At 65.0% G+C, this 15064-nt stretch carries 13 protein-coding genes; 10 read left to right on the top strand and 3 right to left on the bottom strand.

The features are described from left to right. Positions 1-5: 5 nt before the first annotated feature. The 6 genes from hisS (at position 6) to J2T47_RS08735 (ending at position 6690) form a co-directional block, all read left to right on the top strand. Positions 6-1295, top strand: coding sequence for a histidine--tRNA ligase (gene hisS, locus J2T47_RS08760; protein ID WP_081515967.1), 1290 nt, complete (start codon positions 6-8; stop codon positions 1293-1295). Between the two features lie 23 nt (positions 1296-1318). Further along, on the top strand, positions 1319-1963 hold the full coding sequence (locus J2T47_RS08755; RefSeq protein WP_253444802.1) for a YfgM family protein: 645 nt from the start codon (positions 1319-1321) through the stop codon (positions 1961-1963). Between the two features lies 1 nt (position 1964). Beyond that, positions 1965-3107: an outer membrane protein assembly factor BamB gene (gene bamB, locus J2T47_RS08750; protein WP_253444800.1), complete on the top strand. Its 1143-nt coding sequence runs from the start codon at positions 1965-1967 to the stop codon at positions 3105-3107. Positions 3108-3190: 83 nt separating this feature from the next. Next, entirely contained in the window at positions 3191-4678 is a 1488-nt protein-coding gene (der, locus tag J2T47_RS08745; protein WP_253444797.1) for a ribosome biogenesis GTPase Der, read from the top strand. 81 nt (positions 4679-4759) lie between these two features. Beyond that, positions 4760-5908 (top strand): pyridoxal phosphate-dependent aminotransferase, encoded by a 1149-nt coding sequence (locus J2T47_RS08740; protein WP_253444794.1) that lies wholly within the window; start codon positions 4760-4762, stop codon positions 5906-5908. Next, entirely contained in the window at positions 5896-6690 is a 795-nt protein-coding gene (locus J2T47_RS08735; protein ID WP_253444791.1) for an amidohydrolase, read from the top strand. The genes J2T47_RS08740 and J2T47_RS08735 overlap by 13 nt, the downstream gene beginning before the upstream one ends. A gap of 89 nt (positions 6691-6779) precedes the next feature. Here the strand turns inward: J2T47_RS08735 and J2T47_RS08730 are convergent, their stop codons facing one another. Continuing rightward, entirely contained in the window at positions 6780-7733 is a 954-nt protein-coding gene (locus J2T47_RS08730) for an aldo/keto reductase (protein WP_253444788.1), read from the bottom strand. Between the two features lie 134 nt (positions 7734-7867). On the opposite strand from J2T47_RS08730, the gene J2T47_RS08725 reads away from it, so the two are divergent. Further along, complete coding sequence (locus J2T47_RS08725) at positions 7868-8200, top strand: DUF5629 family protein (protein WP_253444785.1); 333 nt, start codon at positions 7868-7870, stop codon at positions 8198-8200. 45 nt (positions 8201-8245) lie between these two features. On the opposite strand, the gene J2T47_RS08720 is transcribed toward J2T47_RS08725, so the two are convergent. Together J2T47_RS08720 and leuA are read right to left on the bottom strand one after the other, a co-directional pair. After that, entirely contained in the window at positions 8246-8722 is a 477-nt protein-coding gene (locus J2T47_RS08720) for a hypothetical protein (protein ID WP_253444782.1), read from the bottom strand. Positions 8723-8794: 72 nt separating this feature from the next. Beyond that, the gene (leuA, locus tag J2T47_RS08715; protein ID WP_081515945.1) at positions 8795-10465 is read right to left on the bottom strand and encodes a 2-isopropylmalate synthase; all 1671 of its coding nucleotides are present in this window, start codon (positions 10463-10465) and stop codon (positions 8795-8797) included. A gap of 400 nt (positions 10466-10865) precedes the next feature. On the opposite strand from leuA, the gene J2T47_RS08710 reads away from it, so the two are divergent. The 3 genes from J2T47_RS08710 (at position 10866) to J2T47_RS08700 (ending at position 14983) form a co-directional block, all read left to right on the top strand. Continuing rightward, complete coding sequence (locus J2T47_RS08710; protein WP_253444779.1) at positions 10866-11342, top strand: DUF2946 domain-containing protein; 477 nt, start codon at positions 10866-10868, stop codon at positions 11340-11342. Between the two features lie 105 nt (positions 11343-11447). After that, positions 11448-13559, top strand: coding sequence for a TonB-dependent copper receptor (locus J2T47_RS08705; protein ID WP_253444776.1), 2112 nt, complete (start codon positions 11448-11450; stop codon positions 13557-13559). Positions 13560-13612: 53 nt separating this feature from the next. Continuing rightward, entirely contained in the window at positions 13613-14983 is a 1371-nt protein-coding gene (locus J2T47_RS08700) for a PepSY-associated TM helix domain-containing protein (protein ID WP_253444773.1), read from the top strand. Positions 14984-15064: the final 81 nt, after the last annotated feature.

Below are 15064 nucleotides of genomic sequence, written 5' to 3'. Positions count from 1 at the left end.
CCTAAGTGAGCAAGTCCCTGCAAGCCATCCGTGGCATGAACGACATCCTGCCGGACCAGACCCCGGCCTGGCGCTATCTGGAACGCACCTTCGCCGGCCTGCTGGACCGCTATGGCTACAGCGAGATCCGCCTGCCGATCCTCGAGTTCACCGAGCTCTTCGCCCGCGGCATCGGCGAAGGCACCGACGTGGTCGACAAGGAGATGTACACCTTCCTCGACCGCAACGGCGAATCCCTGACCATGCGTCCGGAAGGCACCGCGGGCTGCGTGCGCGCCGTGCTGGAGCATGGTCTTTCGGGCGGTGGCCAGGTGCAGAAGCTGTGGTACACCGGCCCGATGTTCCGCTACGAGAAGCCGCAGAAAGGCCGCTACCGCCAGTTCCACCAGATCGGCGTGGAAGTCTTCAACCTGCCCGGCCCGGACATCGACGCCGAGCTGATCATCCTCACCTGGCGTCTGTGGCAGAAGCTGGGTATGGCTGATGCCGTGACCCTGCAGCTGAATACCCTGGGCTCGAGTGAAGCGCGCGCGCGCTATCGCGATGATCTGGTGGCCTACCTGCAGGAGCGCTTCGAGCAACTCGACGAAGACAGCCAGCGTCGCATGACCACCAACCCGCTGCGCATCCTCGACAGCAAGGTGGAAAGCACCCAGGCCCTGCTGGTCGGTGCGCCGAGCCTGCATGATTACCTGGACGAAGAGTCGATCGCCCACTTCGAGGGCCTGAAGGCCCGCCTGGACGCGGTCGGCCTGCGCTACGAAATCAACCAGAAGCTGGTGCGCGGCCTGGACTACTACTGCCGCACCGCGTTCGAGTGGGTCACCGACAAGCTCGGCGCCCAGGGCACCGTCTGCGGCGGTGGCCGCTACGACGGCCTGGTCAGCCAGTTCGGCGGCAAGCCGACGCCGGGCGTGGGCTTCGCCATGGGTGTGGAACGCCTGGTGCTGCTGCTGGAAACCCTGGGCGTGGTGCCAGCCGAGCTGAACCGCCCGGCCGACCTCTACGTCTGTGCCTTCGGTGAGCCGGCCGAGTTGGCTGCGCTGACCCTGGCCGAACAGCTGCGTGAGGCCATTCCGGGCCTGCGCCTGCTGGTCAACGCCGGCGCCGGTAGCTTCAAGAGCCAGTTCAAGAAGGCCGACAAGAGCGGCGCACAGTTCGCCATGATTCTGGGTGACGACGAACTGGCCAACCGCGTGGTAGGTTTCAAGCCCCTGCGTGGCGAGGGCGAACAACAGAATATCGCCTGGGATGCTCTGCCCGAGCACCTGGCTGCCTGCCTCAAGCAGGCCTGAATCGAGCGGATAGGAGTATTGGGGTGAGTAACCGTACCGAAGAAGAACAGATCGCTGACATCAAGGACTGGTGGCAGCGTAACGGCATGCCCCTGCTGACCGGCGCCGCTCTGGCGCTGATCGTGGTATTCGGCTGGCAGGCCTGGAAGAAGTACCAGAACAACCAGTCCCAGGGCGCCTCCATCATTTACCAGGCCCTGCTGGAAACCGCGCTGAACCCGGCCGGCAAGCCCGACACCGCCAAGGTCGCCGAGCTCGCCGGTAAACTGACCACCGACTATGCCGGCACCCCGTACGCCCAGTACGGCCGCCTGTTCGTCGCCAAGGTTGCAGTGGATAGTGGCAAGCTGGATGACGCCGCCCTCGAGCTCAAGGCCGTGGTCGACAAGCCGGTTGACGCCACCCTTGGCGAGCTGGCGCGCCAGCGCCTGGCCCGTGTCCTGGCTGCCCAGGGCAAGGCCGAAGACGGCCTGAAGCTGCTCGACGGCAACGTCGACAAGGCCTACGTCGCCACTCGCGAAGAACTGCGCGGCGACCTGCTGCTGCAGCTCAAGCGCAATGACGACGCCCGTGTCGCCTACGAAAAGGCCAAGGCTGCCCTGCCGGAAGACGCCGCCGTCGGCGCCCTGCAGATGAAACTCGACGACCTGGCCAAGGGAGACGCCTGAGATGTTGCGTTGGAAACACGTTGCACTGCTGGCACTGACCCTGATGGCTGTGGGTTGCAGCAGCAATAGCAAGAAAGAACTGCCGCCGGCCGAGCTGACCGATTTCAAGGAAGAGGTCCGCCTGGAGAAACAGTGGAGCCGTTCGGTCGGTGACGGCCAGGGCGACCTGTACAACCTCCTCGAGCCCGCCGTGGATGGCCAGACCATCTACGCCGCTTCCGCTGAAGGCCGTGTCATGGCCATGCAGCGCGAGACCGGCGAAGTGCTGTGGAAGAAAGACCTCGATCTGCCGATCTCCGGCGCCGTTGGCGTGGGCAGCGGCATGGTCCTGCTGGGCACCCTGCGTGGTGACGTGATCGCCCTGGACGCAGGTTCAGGCGAGCAGAAGTGGCGTGCCAAGGTTTCCAGCGAAGTACTGGCTGCCCCGGCCACCAACGGTGACGTGGTGGTGGTGCAGACCCAGGACGACAAGCTGATCGGCTTCGACGCCTCCACCGGCAACCAGCGCTGGATCTACGAAGGCACCGTACCGGTGCTGACCCTGCGCGGCACTGGCGCTCCGCTGATCGCGGGCCGTCTGGCCCTGGCCGGCCTGGCCAGCGGCAAGGTCGTCGCGGTGGACGTGGAACGCGGCCTGCCGGTCTGGGAAGCGCGCGTTGCGATTCCGCAAGGCCGTTCCGAGCTGGACCGTGTCGTCGATATCGACGGTGGCCTGCTGCTGGTCGACAACGTCCTCTATGTCGCCAGCTACCAGGGCCGCGCCGCGGCGCTGGACGTCGGCACCGGCCGCGTACTCTGGCAGCGTGAAGCTTCCAGCTACGTCGGCGTCGCTGAAGGTACCGGCAGCGTGTTCATCAGCCAGTCCAGCGGCACCGTGGAAAGCCTCGATTCCCGTGGTTCGTCCTCGCTGTGGAGCAACGATGCCCTGGCTCGCCGCCAGCTGTCCGCTCCGGCCGTGCTGTCGAGCAACGTGGTCGTCGGTGACCTGGAAGGTTATGTGCACCTGCTGAGCCAGGTGGACGGTCGTTTCGTTGGCCGCGAGAAGGTCGACGGTGACGGCGTGCGGGTTCGCCCGCTGGTAGTCGGCAGCTGGATGTACGTGTTCGGCAACAGCGGTAAGCTGGTCGCCTACACGATTCGCTAAGCTGAGTGTTACTGCCGGCCGCTGCCGTGAAAAACGGCAGCGGCCGTCGTGTTTTCTGAAAATCAAATTTCCTGGAGAGCCGCATGGTTCCCGTAATAGCCCTGGTGGGCCGCCCGAACGTCGGCAAGTCCACCCTGTTCAACCGCCTGACCCGCACCCGTGACGCCATCGTCGCCGAGTACGCAGGTCTGACCCGCGACCGCCAGTACGGCGAGGCCAAGTGGCAGGGCAAGAAATTCATCGTCATCGATACCGGCGGTATTTCCGGTGACGAAGAGGGTATCGACGCCAAGATGGCCGAGCAGTCGCTGCAGGCCATCGAAGAGGCCGATGCCGTCCTGTTCATGGTCGATTCCCGCGCCGGCCTCACCGCCGCCGACGAGATGATCGGCGAGCACCTGCGCAAGAAGAACAAGCGCACCTACCTGGTGGCGAACAAGGTCGATACCGTCGATCCGGACATCGCCCGCGCCGAGTTCAGCCCGCTGGCCCTGGGGCATGCGATCCCGATCGCCGCCGCCCACGGCCGCGGCATCACCCAGATGCTCCAGGAAGCCCTGGGCGAGATGTTCGCGCCCGAGCCGGAAGCGCCGGAAGACAACGACCTGCCCAGCGAGCTGGAAGAAGTCGCCGAAGGCGAGGAAGCCAAGCGCATTCCCGGCCCGAGCGAGAAGGATGGCATCAAGATCGCCATCATCGGTCGCCCCAACGTCGGCAAGTCCACGCTCGTGAACCGCATGCTCGGTGAAGAGCGGGTCATCGTCTACGACCAGGCCGGCACCACCCGCGACAGCATCTACATTCCCTTCGAGCGCAACGAAGAGAAGTACACCCTGATCGACACCGCCGGCGTGCGCCGCCGCGGCAAGATTTTCGAGGCGGTGGAAAAGTTCTCCGTGGTGAAGACCCTGCAGGCGATCCAGGACGCCAACGTGGTCATCTTCGTCATGGACGCCCGCGAAGGCGTGGTCGAACACGACCTCAACCTGCTCGGCTTCGTGCTGGAGACCGGCCGTGCGCTGGTCATCGCGCTGAACAAGTGGGACGGCATGGAATCGGCCGAGCGCGACTACGTGAAGACCGAGCTCGAGCGCCGGTTGATGTTCGCCGACTTTGCCGACATCCACTTCATCTCCGCGCTGCACGGCACTGGCGTCGGCCACCTGTACAAGTCGGTGCAGGATTCCTTCCGTTCCGCCGTGACCCGCTGGCCTACCAGCAAGCTGACGCAGATTCTGGAAGACGCCATCCAGGTCCACCAGCCGCCGATGGTCAACGGCCGCCGCATCAAGCTGCGCTACGCGCACCTGGGTGGCGCCAACCCGCCGCTGATCGTGATCCACGGCAACCAGGTGGAAGCGGTGCCCAAGGCCTATACCCGCTACCTGGAGAAGACCTTCCGCCGTGTGCTGAAGCTGGTCGGTACGCCGATCCGCATCGAGTACAAGGGAGGTGACAACCCGTTCGAAGGCAAGAAGACCCAGCTCACCGATCGCCAGGTCAACAAGAAGCGCCGCCTGATGTCGCACCACAAGAAGGCGGAGAAGAAGAAGAAGGACAAACGTAAATAACGTCTGTCGGGCTTCAGACCGCAGGCTGCAGGCGATAGAGTAGGGACCTCCCTCTCATCGCCTGCAGCCTGTAGTCACGCCATGCTTACCAGCAAACTGCCGAATGTCGGCACCACCATCTTCACCCGCATGTCCCAGCTCGCCGCACAAAGCGGGGCGCTGAATCTCTCCCAGGGTTTCCCGGACTTCCCCGGCCCCGCGCCACTGCTCGAAGCCGTCGCCCGCCACGTCATGGCCGGACACAACCAGTACAGCCCGATGACCGGTCTGCCGGCGCTGCGCGAACAGGTCGCGCTCAAGGTCGCGAGCCTCTATGGCCGCAGGGTCAGCGCCGACGCCGAGGTGACCATCGTCCCCGGCGCGACCGAAGGGATCTTCTGTGCGGTACAGGCGCTGATCCGCCCCGGCGACGAAGCCATCGTCCTCGACCCCTGCTACGACAGCTACGAGCCCTCGGTCGAACTGGCCGGCGGCCGTTGCGTGCACGTCGCGCTGAGCCAGCCGGACTTCCGCATCGACTGGCAGCGTCTGGCCGATGCCATCACCCCGCGCACGCGCCTGATCTTCCTCAACAGCCCGCACAATCCCAGCGGCGCGCTGATCGACCGTGCCGACCTGGATCGCCTGGCCGAGCTGATCCGCGACCGCGAGATATACGTCATCAGCGACGAGGTCTACGAGCACCTGATCTACGACGGTGTGCAGCACGCCAGCGTGCTGGCCCATGACGAGCTGTATCCGCGCGCCTTCGTCATCAGCTCCTTCGGCAAGACCTACCACGTCACCGGCTGGAAGACTGGCTACGTGGTGGCACCGCCAGTGCTGTCGGCGGAAATGCGCAAGATCCACCAGTACGTGAACTTCTGCGGCGTGACTCCGCTGCAATGGGCGCTGGCCGACTTCATGGCCGCGCACCCCGAGCACTTGCGCGAGCTGCCGGGCTTCTACCAGGCCAAGCGCGATCTGTTCTGCAATCTGCTGGAAGGCTCGCGCTTCACCTTCCAGCGCGCTGCCGGCACCTACTTCCAGGTGGTCGACTACTCGGCAATCCGCCCGGACCTCGATGACGTCGCCATGTCCGAATGGCTGACCACCGAGCACGGCGTCGCCGCCATCCCGGTATCGGTGTTCTACCAGCAGGCCCCAGCGGACATGCGCCTGGTGCGCTTCTGCTTCGCCAAGAAAGAGGAGACGCTGCGCCAGGCAGCGGAACGACTATGCGCGATCTGAGCCAACTGACCGACCTCAAGCTGGCCCTCGTGCAGACCACCCTGGTCTGGCACGACGCCAAGGCCAACCGCGAGCGCTTTGACGCACTGCTGGAAAGCGCCCGTGGTGCGGACGTGGTGATCCTCCCGGAGATGTTCACCACCGGCTTCTCCATGGACTCCGAGGCGCTGGCCGAAGCGGAGGAGGGTGAGACCTACACCTGGCTGCGCGCGCAGGCGGCGAGGCTGGATGCGGTCATCTGCGGCAGCGTGATCATCCGTGCTGCCGACGGCAGCCACCGCAACCGTTTGCTCTGGGCGCGCCCGGACGGCGAGATGCAGCACTACGACAAGCGCCATCTGTTCCGCATGGCCGGCGAGCACAAGCACTACACGCCGGGCGAGCAGCAGGTGCTGCTGGAATGGAAAGTTTGGCGGATTCGCCCACTGGTCTGCTACGACTTGCGCTTCCCGGTGTGGAGCCGCGACGCCGAGGACACCGACCTGCTGCTCTACACCGCCAACTGGCCGGCTGCACGCCGCCAGCACTGGAACCGCCTGCTGCCGGCGCGGGCCATCGAAAACCTCTGCTATGTCGCGGCGGTCAACCGCGTGGGCGAGGACGGCAAGGGCCACGCCTATTCGGGCGACAGCCAGGTGCTCGATTTCCAGGGAGACAACCTGCTGGCCGCCGGCAGCGCCGACGGGGTGTTCCACATCGCCCTGAGTGCGGCGGAACTGGCGGCCTACCGCGAGCGCTTCCCGGCGAACCTGGACGCCGACGAGTTCGATATCCGCCATTAACCGCGATGCCAATCGCGGACGCAGTCCGCTCCTACGCCGCATGATGTTTTCGTAGGAGCGGACTCCGTCCGCGATATTTCCGCCTCTGCTCAATACGCGCTGGCGGTATTCAACCGCTGGATCGCCTCGTCACTGAGCTTCAACTCGACCGCCGCGATAAGGTCCGGCAACTGCTCCAGCTTCGACGCACTGGCAATCGGTGCAGTGATGCTCGGACGGGCCATCAGCCAGGCGAGGGCGACCTGGGTCGGTGTGGCGTTCAGTTCGCCGGCCACTTCCTCCAGCGCATCGAGGATGGCGAAGCCGCGCTCGTTCATGAAGTTCTTCACCTTGTAGCCGCGCACGCTGCTCTTGCCCAGGTCATCCTCGCGGCGGTATTTGCCGGTGAGGAAGCCGGCGGCCAGGGAGTAGAAGTTGATCACGCCCAGGCCCAGCTGTCGCACCGTCGGCTCCAGCTGCGTCTCGTAGTTGGCGCGGTCGTACAGGTTGTAGTTGGGCTGCAGGCTCTGGTACTGCGGCAGCTTCAGCCGCGTGCAGAGCTCCTGGGCCTCACGCAGGCGCTTGGCGTCGAAGTTGGAAGCGCCGATCACCCGCACCTTGCCGCGCTCCACCGCCTCGGCGAAGGCGCTCATGGTTTCCTCCATCGAGGTGTGCGGGTCGTCGCAGTGGGACTGATAGAGGTCGATGTAGTCGGTCTGCAGGCGCTTGAGTGAGCGCTCCAGCGCCTGTTCGATGTACACCGCCGACAGCCCCTTGTGGCCGTTGCCCATGTCCATGCCGACCTTGGTCGCGATGATCACCTGGTTGCGCTTGCCGGTCTTCTTCAGCCACTTGCCGATCAGGGTTTCCGACTCGCCGCCCTCGTGGCCCGGTACCCAGCGCGAGTACACGTCGGCGGTGTCGATGCAGTTGAGCCCGGCGTCGAGCAGCGCGTCCAGCAAGCGAAACGAGGTCGCCTCGTCGGAGGACCAGCCGAACACATTGCCGCCGAAGACCAGGGCAGGAATCTTCAGGCCTGATTGTCCGAGTTCGCGTGTGCGCATCTGCTTTGACTCCTCAGGGAGATAGCGGGAACCCTCAGTGTAGACGTGCTCCCGACTGCCGCGGGGCGGATTGGCCGGCAGCGGTACGCCGGCTGGTCTATCATGGCGACCTGCCCAATTGCCGAGTGCCCGTCATGACCACGACTCCCTACCTGCTGGACCAGCTGGAAACCGCCGACATGCTGTTGATCGACGGTCTGCACGCCTGGCAGTTCGAGCTCAACGAGGCACTGCTGGACCAGGCCGATGCCGCCGCTCACGCGGACCAGCCCTTCGCCAGTGAGGACGTGGTGCTGCAGATCGAGTCCATCGACGGCCGCGACCGCCGCGAATGGTGCTTCAGCTACAACCAGGTGATGGAGGCCAGCTACCAGGCCGAAGACGAGACCTGGCTGCTGCAGGCCGGCGACCAGCAACACCGACTCTGCTGCCTTGGCGCAGTCGCCGCCAGCGGCGACGACGAGTAAGCGTCCCCTGGAATGAAGAAGGCCCCGCGAGGGGCCTTCTTCGTTTCAGATGAGGCCGAGCAGGGCGAGGAGGAAGGCCCCGCCGAAAAGCACGGCGAGTACGCCAAGCAGGAACAGGAGGCTGACGCCGAAGGCTCGCCAGTTGGAGCGCCACTGTCCACCGCCTGCGAGATGTTTCTCCACGGCGGCGCCGAAGGTCTGCTTGGCGAAGTAGTACATGCTGACGACTGTGCCGACAGCGATGGGCGTGCCGGAGACGTTGTCCGGCAGGAAGTAGCCGAGCACGAAGATGCCGACGGTCAAACCCATGCCCATCAGCCAGATGTTGCGGGTTTCGTGAGCGCGCCCCAATGCCTTGAGGTTCTGCACGATCACCCAGGCGCCGGCGATGGGTGTGCCGAAGAAGGTGGCAATGCCGACGGCGGCGAGGCGGTAGAGAGGTTCACCGGTCGCGGTGGTGGCAGCGTCCTGAAGGACGGCGGCGGGCGTCTGGAAGGGATTGTCCTGCGGGGTGTCCGTCATGTTTTCGCTCCTTCGAAAACAGCCCCGGACGCAAGATGCGTCCGGGGCAAAGGGACTTCCAGTTTACCGGGATTACGCGGCTTTCGCGTGGCCCAGCGTCACGGCGCGGTTCAGGGCGCTGAACAGCGCACGGAAGCTCGCGGTGGTGATGTTTTCATCGATGCCGATACCGTGCAGCGAACGACCACCCTCGACGCGCAGTTCGATGTAGGCGGCCGCGCGGGCATTGGTGCCGGCGCCGATGGCGTGCTCGTTGTAGTCCATGATTTCGACGTCCACCGGCAGCGAGGCGACCAGGGCTTCCAGGGTGCCCTTGCCCTTGCCGTGCCAGCGATGCTGCTCGCCCTTGTGGGTCACGTCGATGTCGATGGCGCAGACGCCGTTCTCTTCCTGCAGGCGATAGTTCTTCAGGCCGAACGGGGAGACGGCCTGCAGGTACTCGGTCTGCAACAGGGTGTAGATCTGCTCGGCGGTCATTTCCAGGCCCAGGCGGTCGGTCTCGTTCTGCACCACCTGGCTGAACTCGATCTGCATGCGGCGCGGCAGGCTGATGCCGTATTCCTGTTCGAGCAGGAAGGTGATGCCGCCCTTGCCGGACTGGCTGTTCACACGGATCACCGCCTCGTAGCTGCGGCCGATGTCCGCCGGGTCGATCGGCAGGTAGGGCACTTCCCACACGGCGTCGTCCTTCTGCTGGGCGAAGCCCTTGCGGATGGCGTCCTGGTGGGAGCCGGAGAAGGCGGTGTGGACCAGGTCGCCGACGTACGGGTGACGCGGGTGCACCGGGATCTGGTTGCACTCTTCCACCACCTTGCGCACGGCGTCGATGTCGGAGAAGTCCAGTTCGGGGTCGATGCCCTGGGTGTACATGTTCAGCGCCATGGTCACCAGGCACAGGTTGCCGGTGCGCTCGCCGTTGCCGAACAGGCAGCCTTCGACGCGGTCGGCGCCGGCCATCAGGGCCAGTTCCGAAGCGGCCACGCCAGTGCCACGGTCATTGTGAGTGTGCAGGCTGAGCAGCACGCTGTCGCGCTTGTTGATCTGGCGGCCGAACCACTCGATCTGGTCGGCGTAGTTGTTCGGGGTGGCGCACTCGACGGTGGCGGGCAGGTTGAGGATCAGGCGGTTCGCCGGGGTCGGCTGGAACACGTCGATCACTGCATTGCACACCTCGACGGCGAAATCGGTCTCGGTGGAGCTGAAGACTTCCGGCGAGTACTCGAAGCCCCACTGGGTTTCCGGCGCGGCTTCGGCCAGGCGCTTGATGGTCTGGCCGGCGGCCACGGCGATGGCTTTGACGCCGGCCTTGTCCTGGTTGAAGACGATCTTGCGGAAGCTCGGTGCGCAGGCGTTGTAGTAGTGGACGATGGCCTTCTTCGCGCCTTTCAGCGATTCGAAGGTGCGCTCGATGAGGTCGTCGCGGGCCTGGGTCAGCACCTGGATGGTGACGTCATCGGGAATGTGGTCGTTCTCGATCAGCTCACGAACGAAGTCGAAGTCGGTCTGCGAGGCGGACGGGAAGCCCACTTCGATTTCCTTCAGGCCCACCTGAACCAGGCACTTGAAGAAGCGCATCTTCTTCTCGGCGTCCATCGGTTCGATCAGGGACTGGTTGCCGTCGCGCAGGTCGGTGGACAGCCAGATCGGCGCCTTGTCGATGATCTTGTCCGGCCAGGTGCGGTCGGGCAGGGTGATCTGGGTGAAGGCGCGGTATTTCTTCGACGGGTCTTTCAACATGCTCATGAGCGGAATCCTTGTTCTCTGCGGCCTGCGTGGCCTGCGCAAAAAAATCTGAATGAGGCGAAACCGGGGGAGGGGGGCTCAGCCACGCAGTCGCGGGCTGACCAGGCGCAGGCAGGCGTGTTGGCGAAGCAGAATGAGGGTGTGTGCGGTTTTCATGGGGTCCAAGCTAATGGCCTGGAAGACCAATGGCAAGCATTTGAGAAAATTTGGTAGGAAAAGTCTATGAATGCTATTTGGCGATAAAAAATTGTCGAAAATTATGATTTTCAGCAATTTATCCTGAAGCTTATCGCTGTGCTTAACTGATTCTGCGTCTTCGTGCCGCAGCGGAGCTTTATCACTCCGTGCGATCATTGCGCACCCGCCTCAGGTGGGAATCCTCCATCCGCAAGGACATTTCGTGATCCGTCGTACACGACAAGGCGTAGGCACCTGGCTGGCGTTGTTCGCCATGCTGATGATCTATGTCGGCCCGCTGGTCTCCCAGTCGATGCCGATGGATCACGCCATGCCCATGTCCATGGATCATGTCATGCCGATGGAGCATGGCGCGGCCAACGACCACGGCAAGGCCATGTCCCACGACATGGCCGGCATGGGCGACATGCACTGCTCCGACGCTCAACGCGCCGCGGGCCAGCATGCCGCTCCGGTGTCCCATGGTGATCAGCCGCTCACCGCCGCTGCCTTCATGGAGAAGTGCGGCTACTGCAGCCTGCTGATCCACAGCCCACCGCTGACGCCGCCGCCGGTGGTGATCGAGCATGGTCTGCCTGCCGTCGGCGCACCCGTTGCCCAGTTCGTCTCTTCCGGTATTCCCGCCTCGCCGGTGTTCCCCGGCGCCCGCTCCCGTGCACCGCCGTTCCTGATCGGCTGACCCGCAATCCCGACTCCCCGACCCCGGCGCGCATGCCTGCATTCGCTTGCGCGCCGAGCGAATACGCGTGGAGCGGGCGTCATCACCGATCATGGAATTCATGGAATGACCCGCATGCCCCTGCGCCGTCGGCACACAGCCGTCGGCCTGCGCGCCCTGTGCGCGCTGACCGCCCTTGGCGGTTTCACTGCCGTCCCGGTACTGGCCGAGGAAGAAGATCACTCGGCGCACACCACCAATACCTCGGTCACCGAGCTGTCGCCCAGCGTCATCACCGCCGTGGCGCAGAGTTCGCCGCTGACCGTGGTCACCGACCCCAAGCAGCCGCGCCAGCCAATTCCCGCCAGCGACGGCGCCGATTACCTCAAGACCATTCCCGGCTTCTCCGCCATCCGCAACGGCGGCACCAACGGTGACCCGGTGCTGCGCGGTATGTTCGGCTCGCGGCTGAATATCCTCACCAACGGCAGCACCATGCTCGGCGCCTGCCCGGCACGGATGGACGCACCCACCTCCTATATCTCGCCGGAAACCTACGACAAGCTCACCGTGGTCAAGGGGCCGGAGACCGTGATCTGGGGCCCCGGCGCCTCGGCCGGGACCATCCGCTTCGACCGCGAGCCGGAGCGCTTCGGCGAACTCGGCACGCGGATCAATGGCAGCCTCGTCGCCGGCTCCAACGGCCGCTTCGACCGCGTGCTGGATGCTGCCGCTGGTGGCCCCGAGGGCTACCTGCGCTTCACCGGCAACAAGTCGCAGTCCGATGACTATGAAGACGGCAGCGGCAACACCGTGCCTTCGCGCTGGAACAAGTGGAACGGCGATGTCGCCGTGGGCTGGACGCCGGACGCCGATACCCTGGTCGAACTCACTGCCGGCAAGGGCGATGGCGAGGCGCGCTACGCCGGGCGTGGCATGGACGGTTCGCAGTTCAAGCGCGAAAGCCTCGGCCTGCGCTTTGAGAAATCGAACATCGGCGAGGTGCTCGACAAGCTGGAGGCGCAGGTCTACTACAACTACGCCGACCACGTGATGGACAACTACAGCCTGCGTACGCCCTCGGGCACCGGCATGATGGCCGGCCCGATGGCCTCCAACGTCGACCGCCGCACCCTTGGCGGACGCCTGGCCGCCACCTGGCGCTGGGACGATTTCAAGCTGATCACCGGCGTCGATGCGCAGACCAACGAGCACCGCGAGCGCAGTGGCATGGGCATCGATACCTATGACGAGCAGCCGTGGGACAAGGACGCCGTGTTCCACAACTACGGAGCTTTCGGCGAGCTGACCTGGTACGCCGCCGAGCGCGACCGCGTGATCACCGGTGCGCGTCTGGACCGCGCCTCGGTCAAGGATTACCGGCAGAGCACCGGCTCGGGGATGATGGCGATGCCCAATCCCACCGCCGACGACACCCGCGCCGATACCCTGCCCAGCGGCTTTGCCCGCTATGAGCACGACTTGGCCGACACGCCGACCACTCTCTACGTCGGCCTCGGCCATGTGCAGCGCTTTCCCGACTACTGGGAACTGTTCTCCCCGGACAAGGGCCCGACCGGCTCGGTCAACGCCTTCGACAGCATCAAGCCGGAGAAGACCACCCAGCTGGACTTCGGCGCACAGTACGAGGACGAGAAGCTCAAGGCCTGGGCCTCCGGCTATGTCGGGGTGATTCGCGACTACATCCTGTTCGACTACATGCCCGGCGGCATGATGGGCCGCACCTCCCAGGCGCGGAACGTCGATGCCCGCATCATGGGCGGTGAACTGGGTGCGGCCTACGCGCTGACCAGCAACTGGACCGCCGATGGCACCCTGGCCTACGCCTGGGGCAAGAACACCACCGACGACACTGCGCTGCCGCAGATGCCGCCGCTGGAAGCGCGTTTCGGTCTGACCTACGAGGAAGGCGACTGGAGCGCCGGCGGACTCTGGCGCGTGGTCGCGCACCAGGGTCGGATCGCCGAGAACCAGGGCAACGTGGTCGGTTACGACTTCGATGAAAGCCCCGGCTTCGCGGTGTTCTCGCTCAATGGCGCGTACAAGCTGAGCAAGAACCTCAAGGTCAGCACCGGCGTCGACAACCTGTTCGACAAGGACTACGCCGAACACCTGAACCTGGCGGGCAACGCCGGCTTCGGCTACCCGGCCAACGATCCCGAATCGATCCACGAACCGGGACGTACGTTCTGGACCAAAGTGGACTTCTCGTTCTGAAGCCCGACCGGCCCCCGCCAGTCGGGGGCCTCCTTGCGTGAGGAGACCAACGAATGCAGAAGAAGACATTCGATTTCTACAACCTGGCCTGGCGCTGGCACTTCTATGCCGGGCTGTTCGTCGCACCCTTCATGATCCTGCTGTCGATCACCGGGATCATCTACCTGTTCAAGCCGCAGCTCGACCCGCTGATGTACAGCGACCTGCTGCAGGTGAAGCCGGGTGAGGTGCGGCTGTCCGCCGACGAACAACTGATGCACCTGCATCACCAGAACCCGCAGTTGCAGGTCAGCCAGTACCTGCCGGCGCCCGCCGCCGACCGCAGCGCGCAGTTCGTTGCACAGCTGGATGGGCGCGAGGTGAACGCCTTCGTCGACCCCTACAGTGGCAAGCTGCTCGGTGTGCAGGATGGCAAGTCCAACCTGCAGGCGATGGCCCGCGCGCTGCACGGCGAGCTGATGATCGGCACCGTCGGCGACCGGCTGATCGAACTGGCCGCCGGCTGGGGCATCGTGCTGGTGGTGTCCGGACTGTACCTGTGGTGGCCGCGCAAGCGCTCGCTGCGGGTGCTGCTGTGGCCGGACCTGTCCCGTCGCGGCCGCGCGCTGTGGCGCGAGGTGCACGTGGTGGTCGGCTTCTGGGGCTCGCTGCTGATGCTGTTCATGCTGCTCACCGGGATGACCTGGACCGGCTTCTGGGGCAAGACCTTCGCCGACGTGTGGAACCGCTTCCCGGCGCCCATGTGGAACGAGGTGCCCAAATCGGACCTGGAGGCGCGCACGCTCAATGATGCGCACCGCCAGACCATTCCCTGGGCCATGGAAAACACCCCGATGCCGATGTCCGGCGGCGCCCATGCCGAGCACATGGCCCACGGTTCGGGCGGCATGGCGATGCCGCAGATCAGCCTGCAGCAGGTGGTCGATACGGCGGACAAGGCCGGCGTGACGCCGGGCTACGCCGTCGCCCTGCCCAAGGGCGAGCAGGGCGTGTTCACCGTCTCGGTGTTCGCCGACGACTCGCGCAACGACGCCACCCTGCATATCGACCAGTACACCGGCAAGGTACTCGCCGACGTGCGCTGGAAGGACTACGGGCTGGTGGCCAAGGGCGTCGAGTCCGGTGTGATGCTGCACGAAGGCAAGATGTTCGGCCTGTTCAACCAGCTGCTCATGCTCGCCGTCTGCCTGATGATCCTGCTCAGCGCCGTCAGCGGCCTGTGGATCTGGTGGAAGCGCCGCCCGCAGGGTCGCCTCGGCGTGCCGCCGATGCCCCATGCGCTGCCGGTGTGGAAGGGTGGGGTGGCGATCATGTTCATCCTTGGCGTTGCCTTCCCGCTGGTGGGCGCGTCGCTGCTTCTGGTACTGGCGCTGGACTGGGCGGTGCTGTCGCGGATCAAGCCGCGCAGCCCGGCCCTGGGTTGAACTGTGCGCTGTCTTACCCTGACGCCTGCCACGAGGCAGGCTATGCTGCGGCGCGATCGTTGCGCCCGCGGCCCGATGGAT

The sequence above is a fragment of the Pseudomonas nitroreducens genome (genome assembly GCF_024170165.1).
Lineage (GTDB): Bacteria > Pseudomonadota > Gammaproteobacteria > Pseudomonadales > Pseudomonadaceae > Pseudomonas > Pseudomonas nitroreducens_C.
This window is presented reverse-complemented; position numbering and strand designations above follow the sequence as displayed.

Coding starts and splice junctions, on each gene's coding strand:
- leuA (WP_081515945.1), bottom strand. CDS start 10,465: ATGAGCATGTTGAAAGACCCGTCGAAGAAATACCGCGCCTTCACCCAG.
- J2T47_RS08705 (WP_253444776.1), top strand. CDS start 11,448: ATGACCCGCATGCCCCTGCGCCGTCGGCACACAGCCGTCGGCCTGCGC.
- J2T47_RS08700 (WP_253444773.1), top strand. CDS start 13,613: ATGCAGAAGAAGACATTCGATTTCTACAACCTGGCCTGGCGCTGGCAC.
- der (WP_253444797.1), top strand. CDS start 3,191: ATGGTTCCCGTAATAGCCCTGGTGGGCCGCCCGAACGTCGGCAAGTCC.
- J2T47_RS08730 (WP_253444788.1), bottom strand. CDS start 7,733: ATGCGCACACGCGAACTCGGACAATCAGGCCTGAAGATTCCTGCCCTG.
- J2T47_RS08740 (WP_253444794.1), top strand. CDS start 4,760: ATGCTTACCAGCAAACTGCCGAATGTCGGCACCACCATCTTCACCCGC.
- J2T47_RS08725 (WP_253444785.1), top strand. CDS start 7,868: ATGACCACGACTCCCTACCTGCTGGACCAGCTGGAAACCGCCGACATG.
- J2T47_RS08720 (WP_253444782.1), bottom strand. CDS start 8,722: ATGACGGACACCCCGCAGGACAATCCCTTCCAGACGCCCGCCGCCGTC.
- bamB (WP_253444800.1), top strand. CDS start 1,965: ATGTTGCGTTGGAAACACGTTGCACTGCTGGCACTGACCCTGATGGCT.
- J2T47_RS08735 (WP_253444791.1), top strand. CDS start 5,896: ATGCGCGATCTGAGCCAACTGACCGACCTCAAGCTGGCCCTCGTGCAG.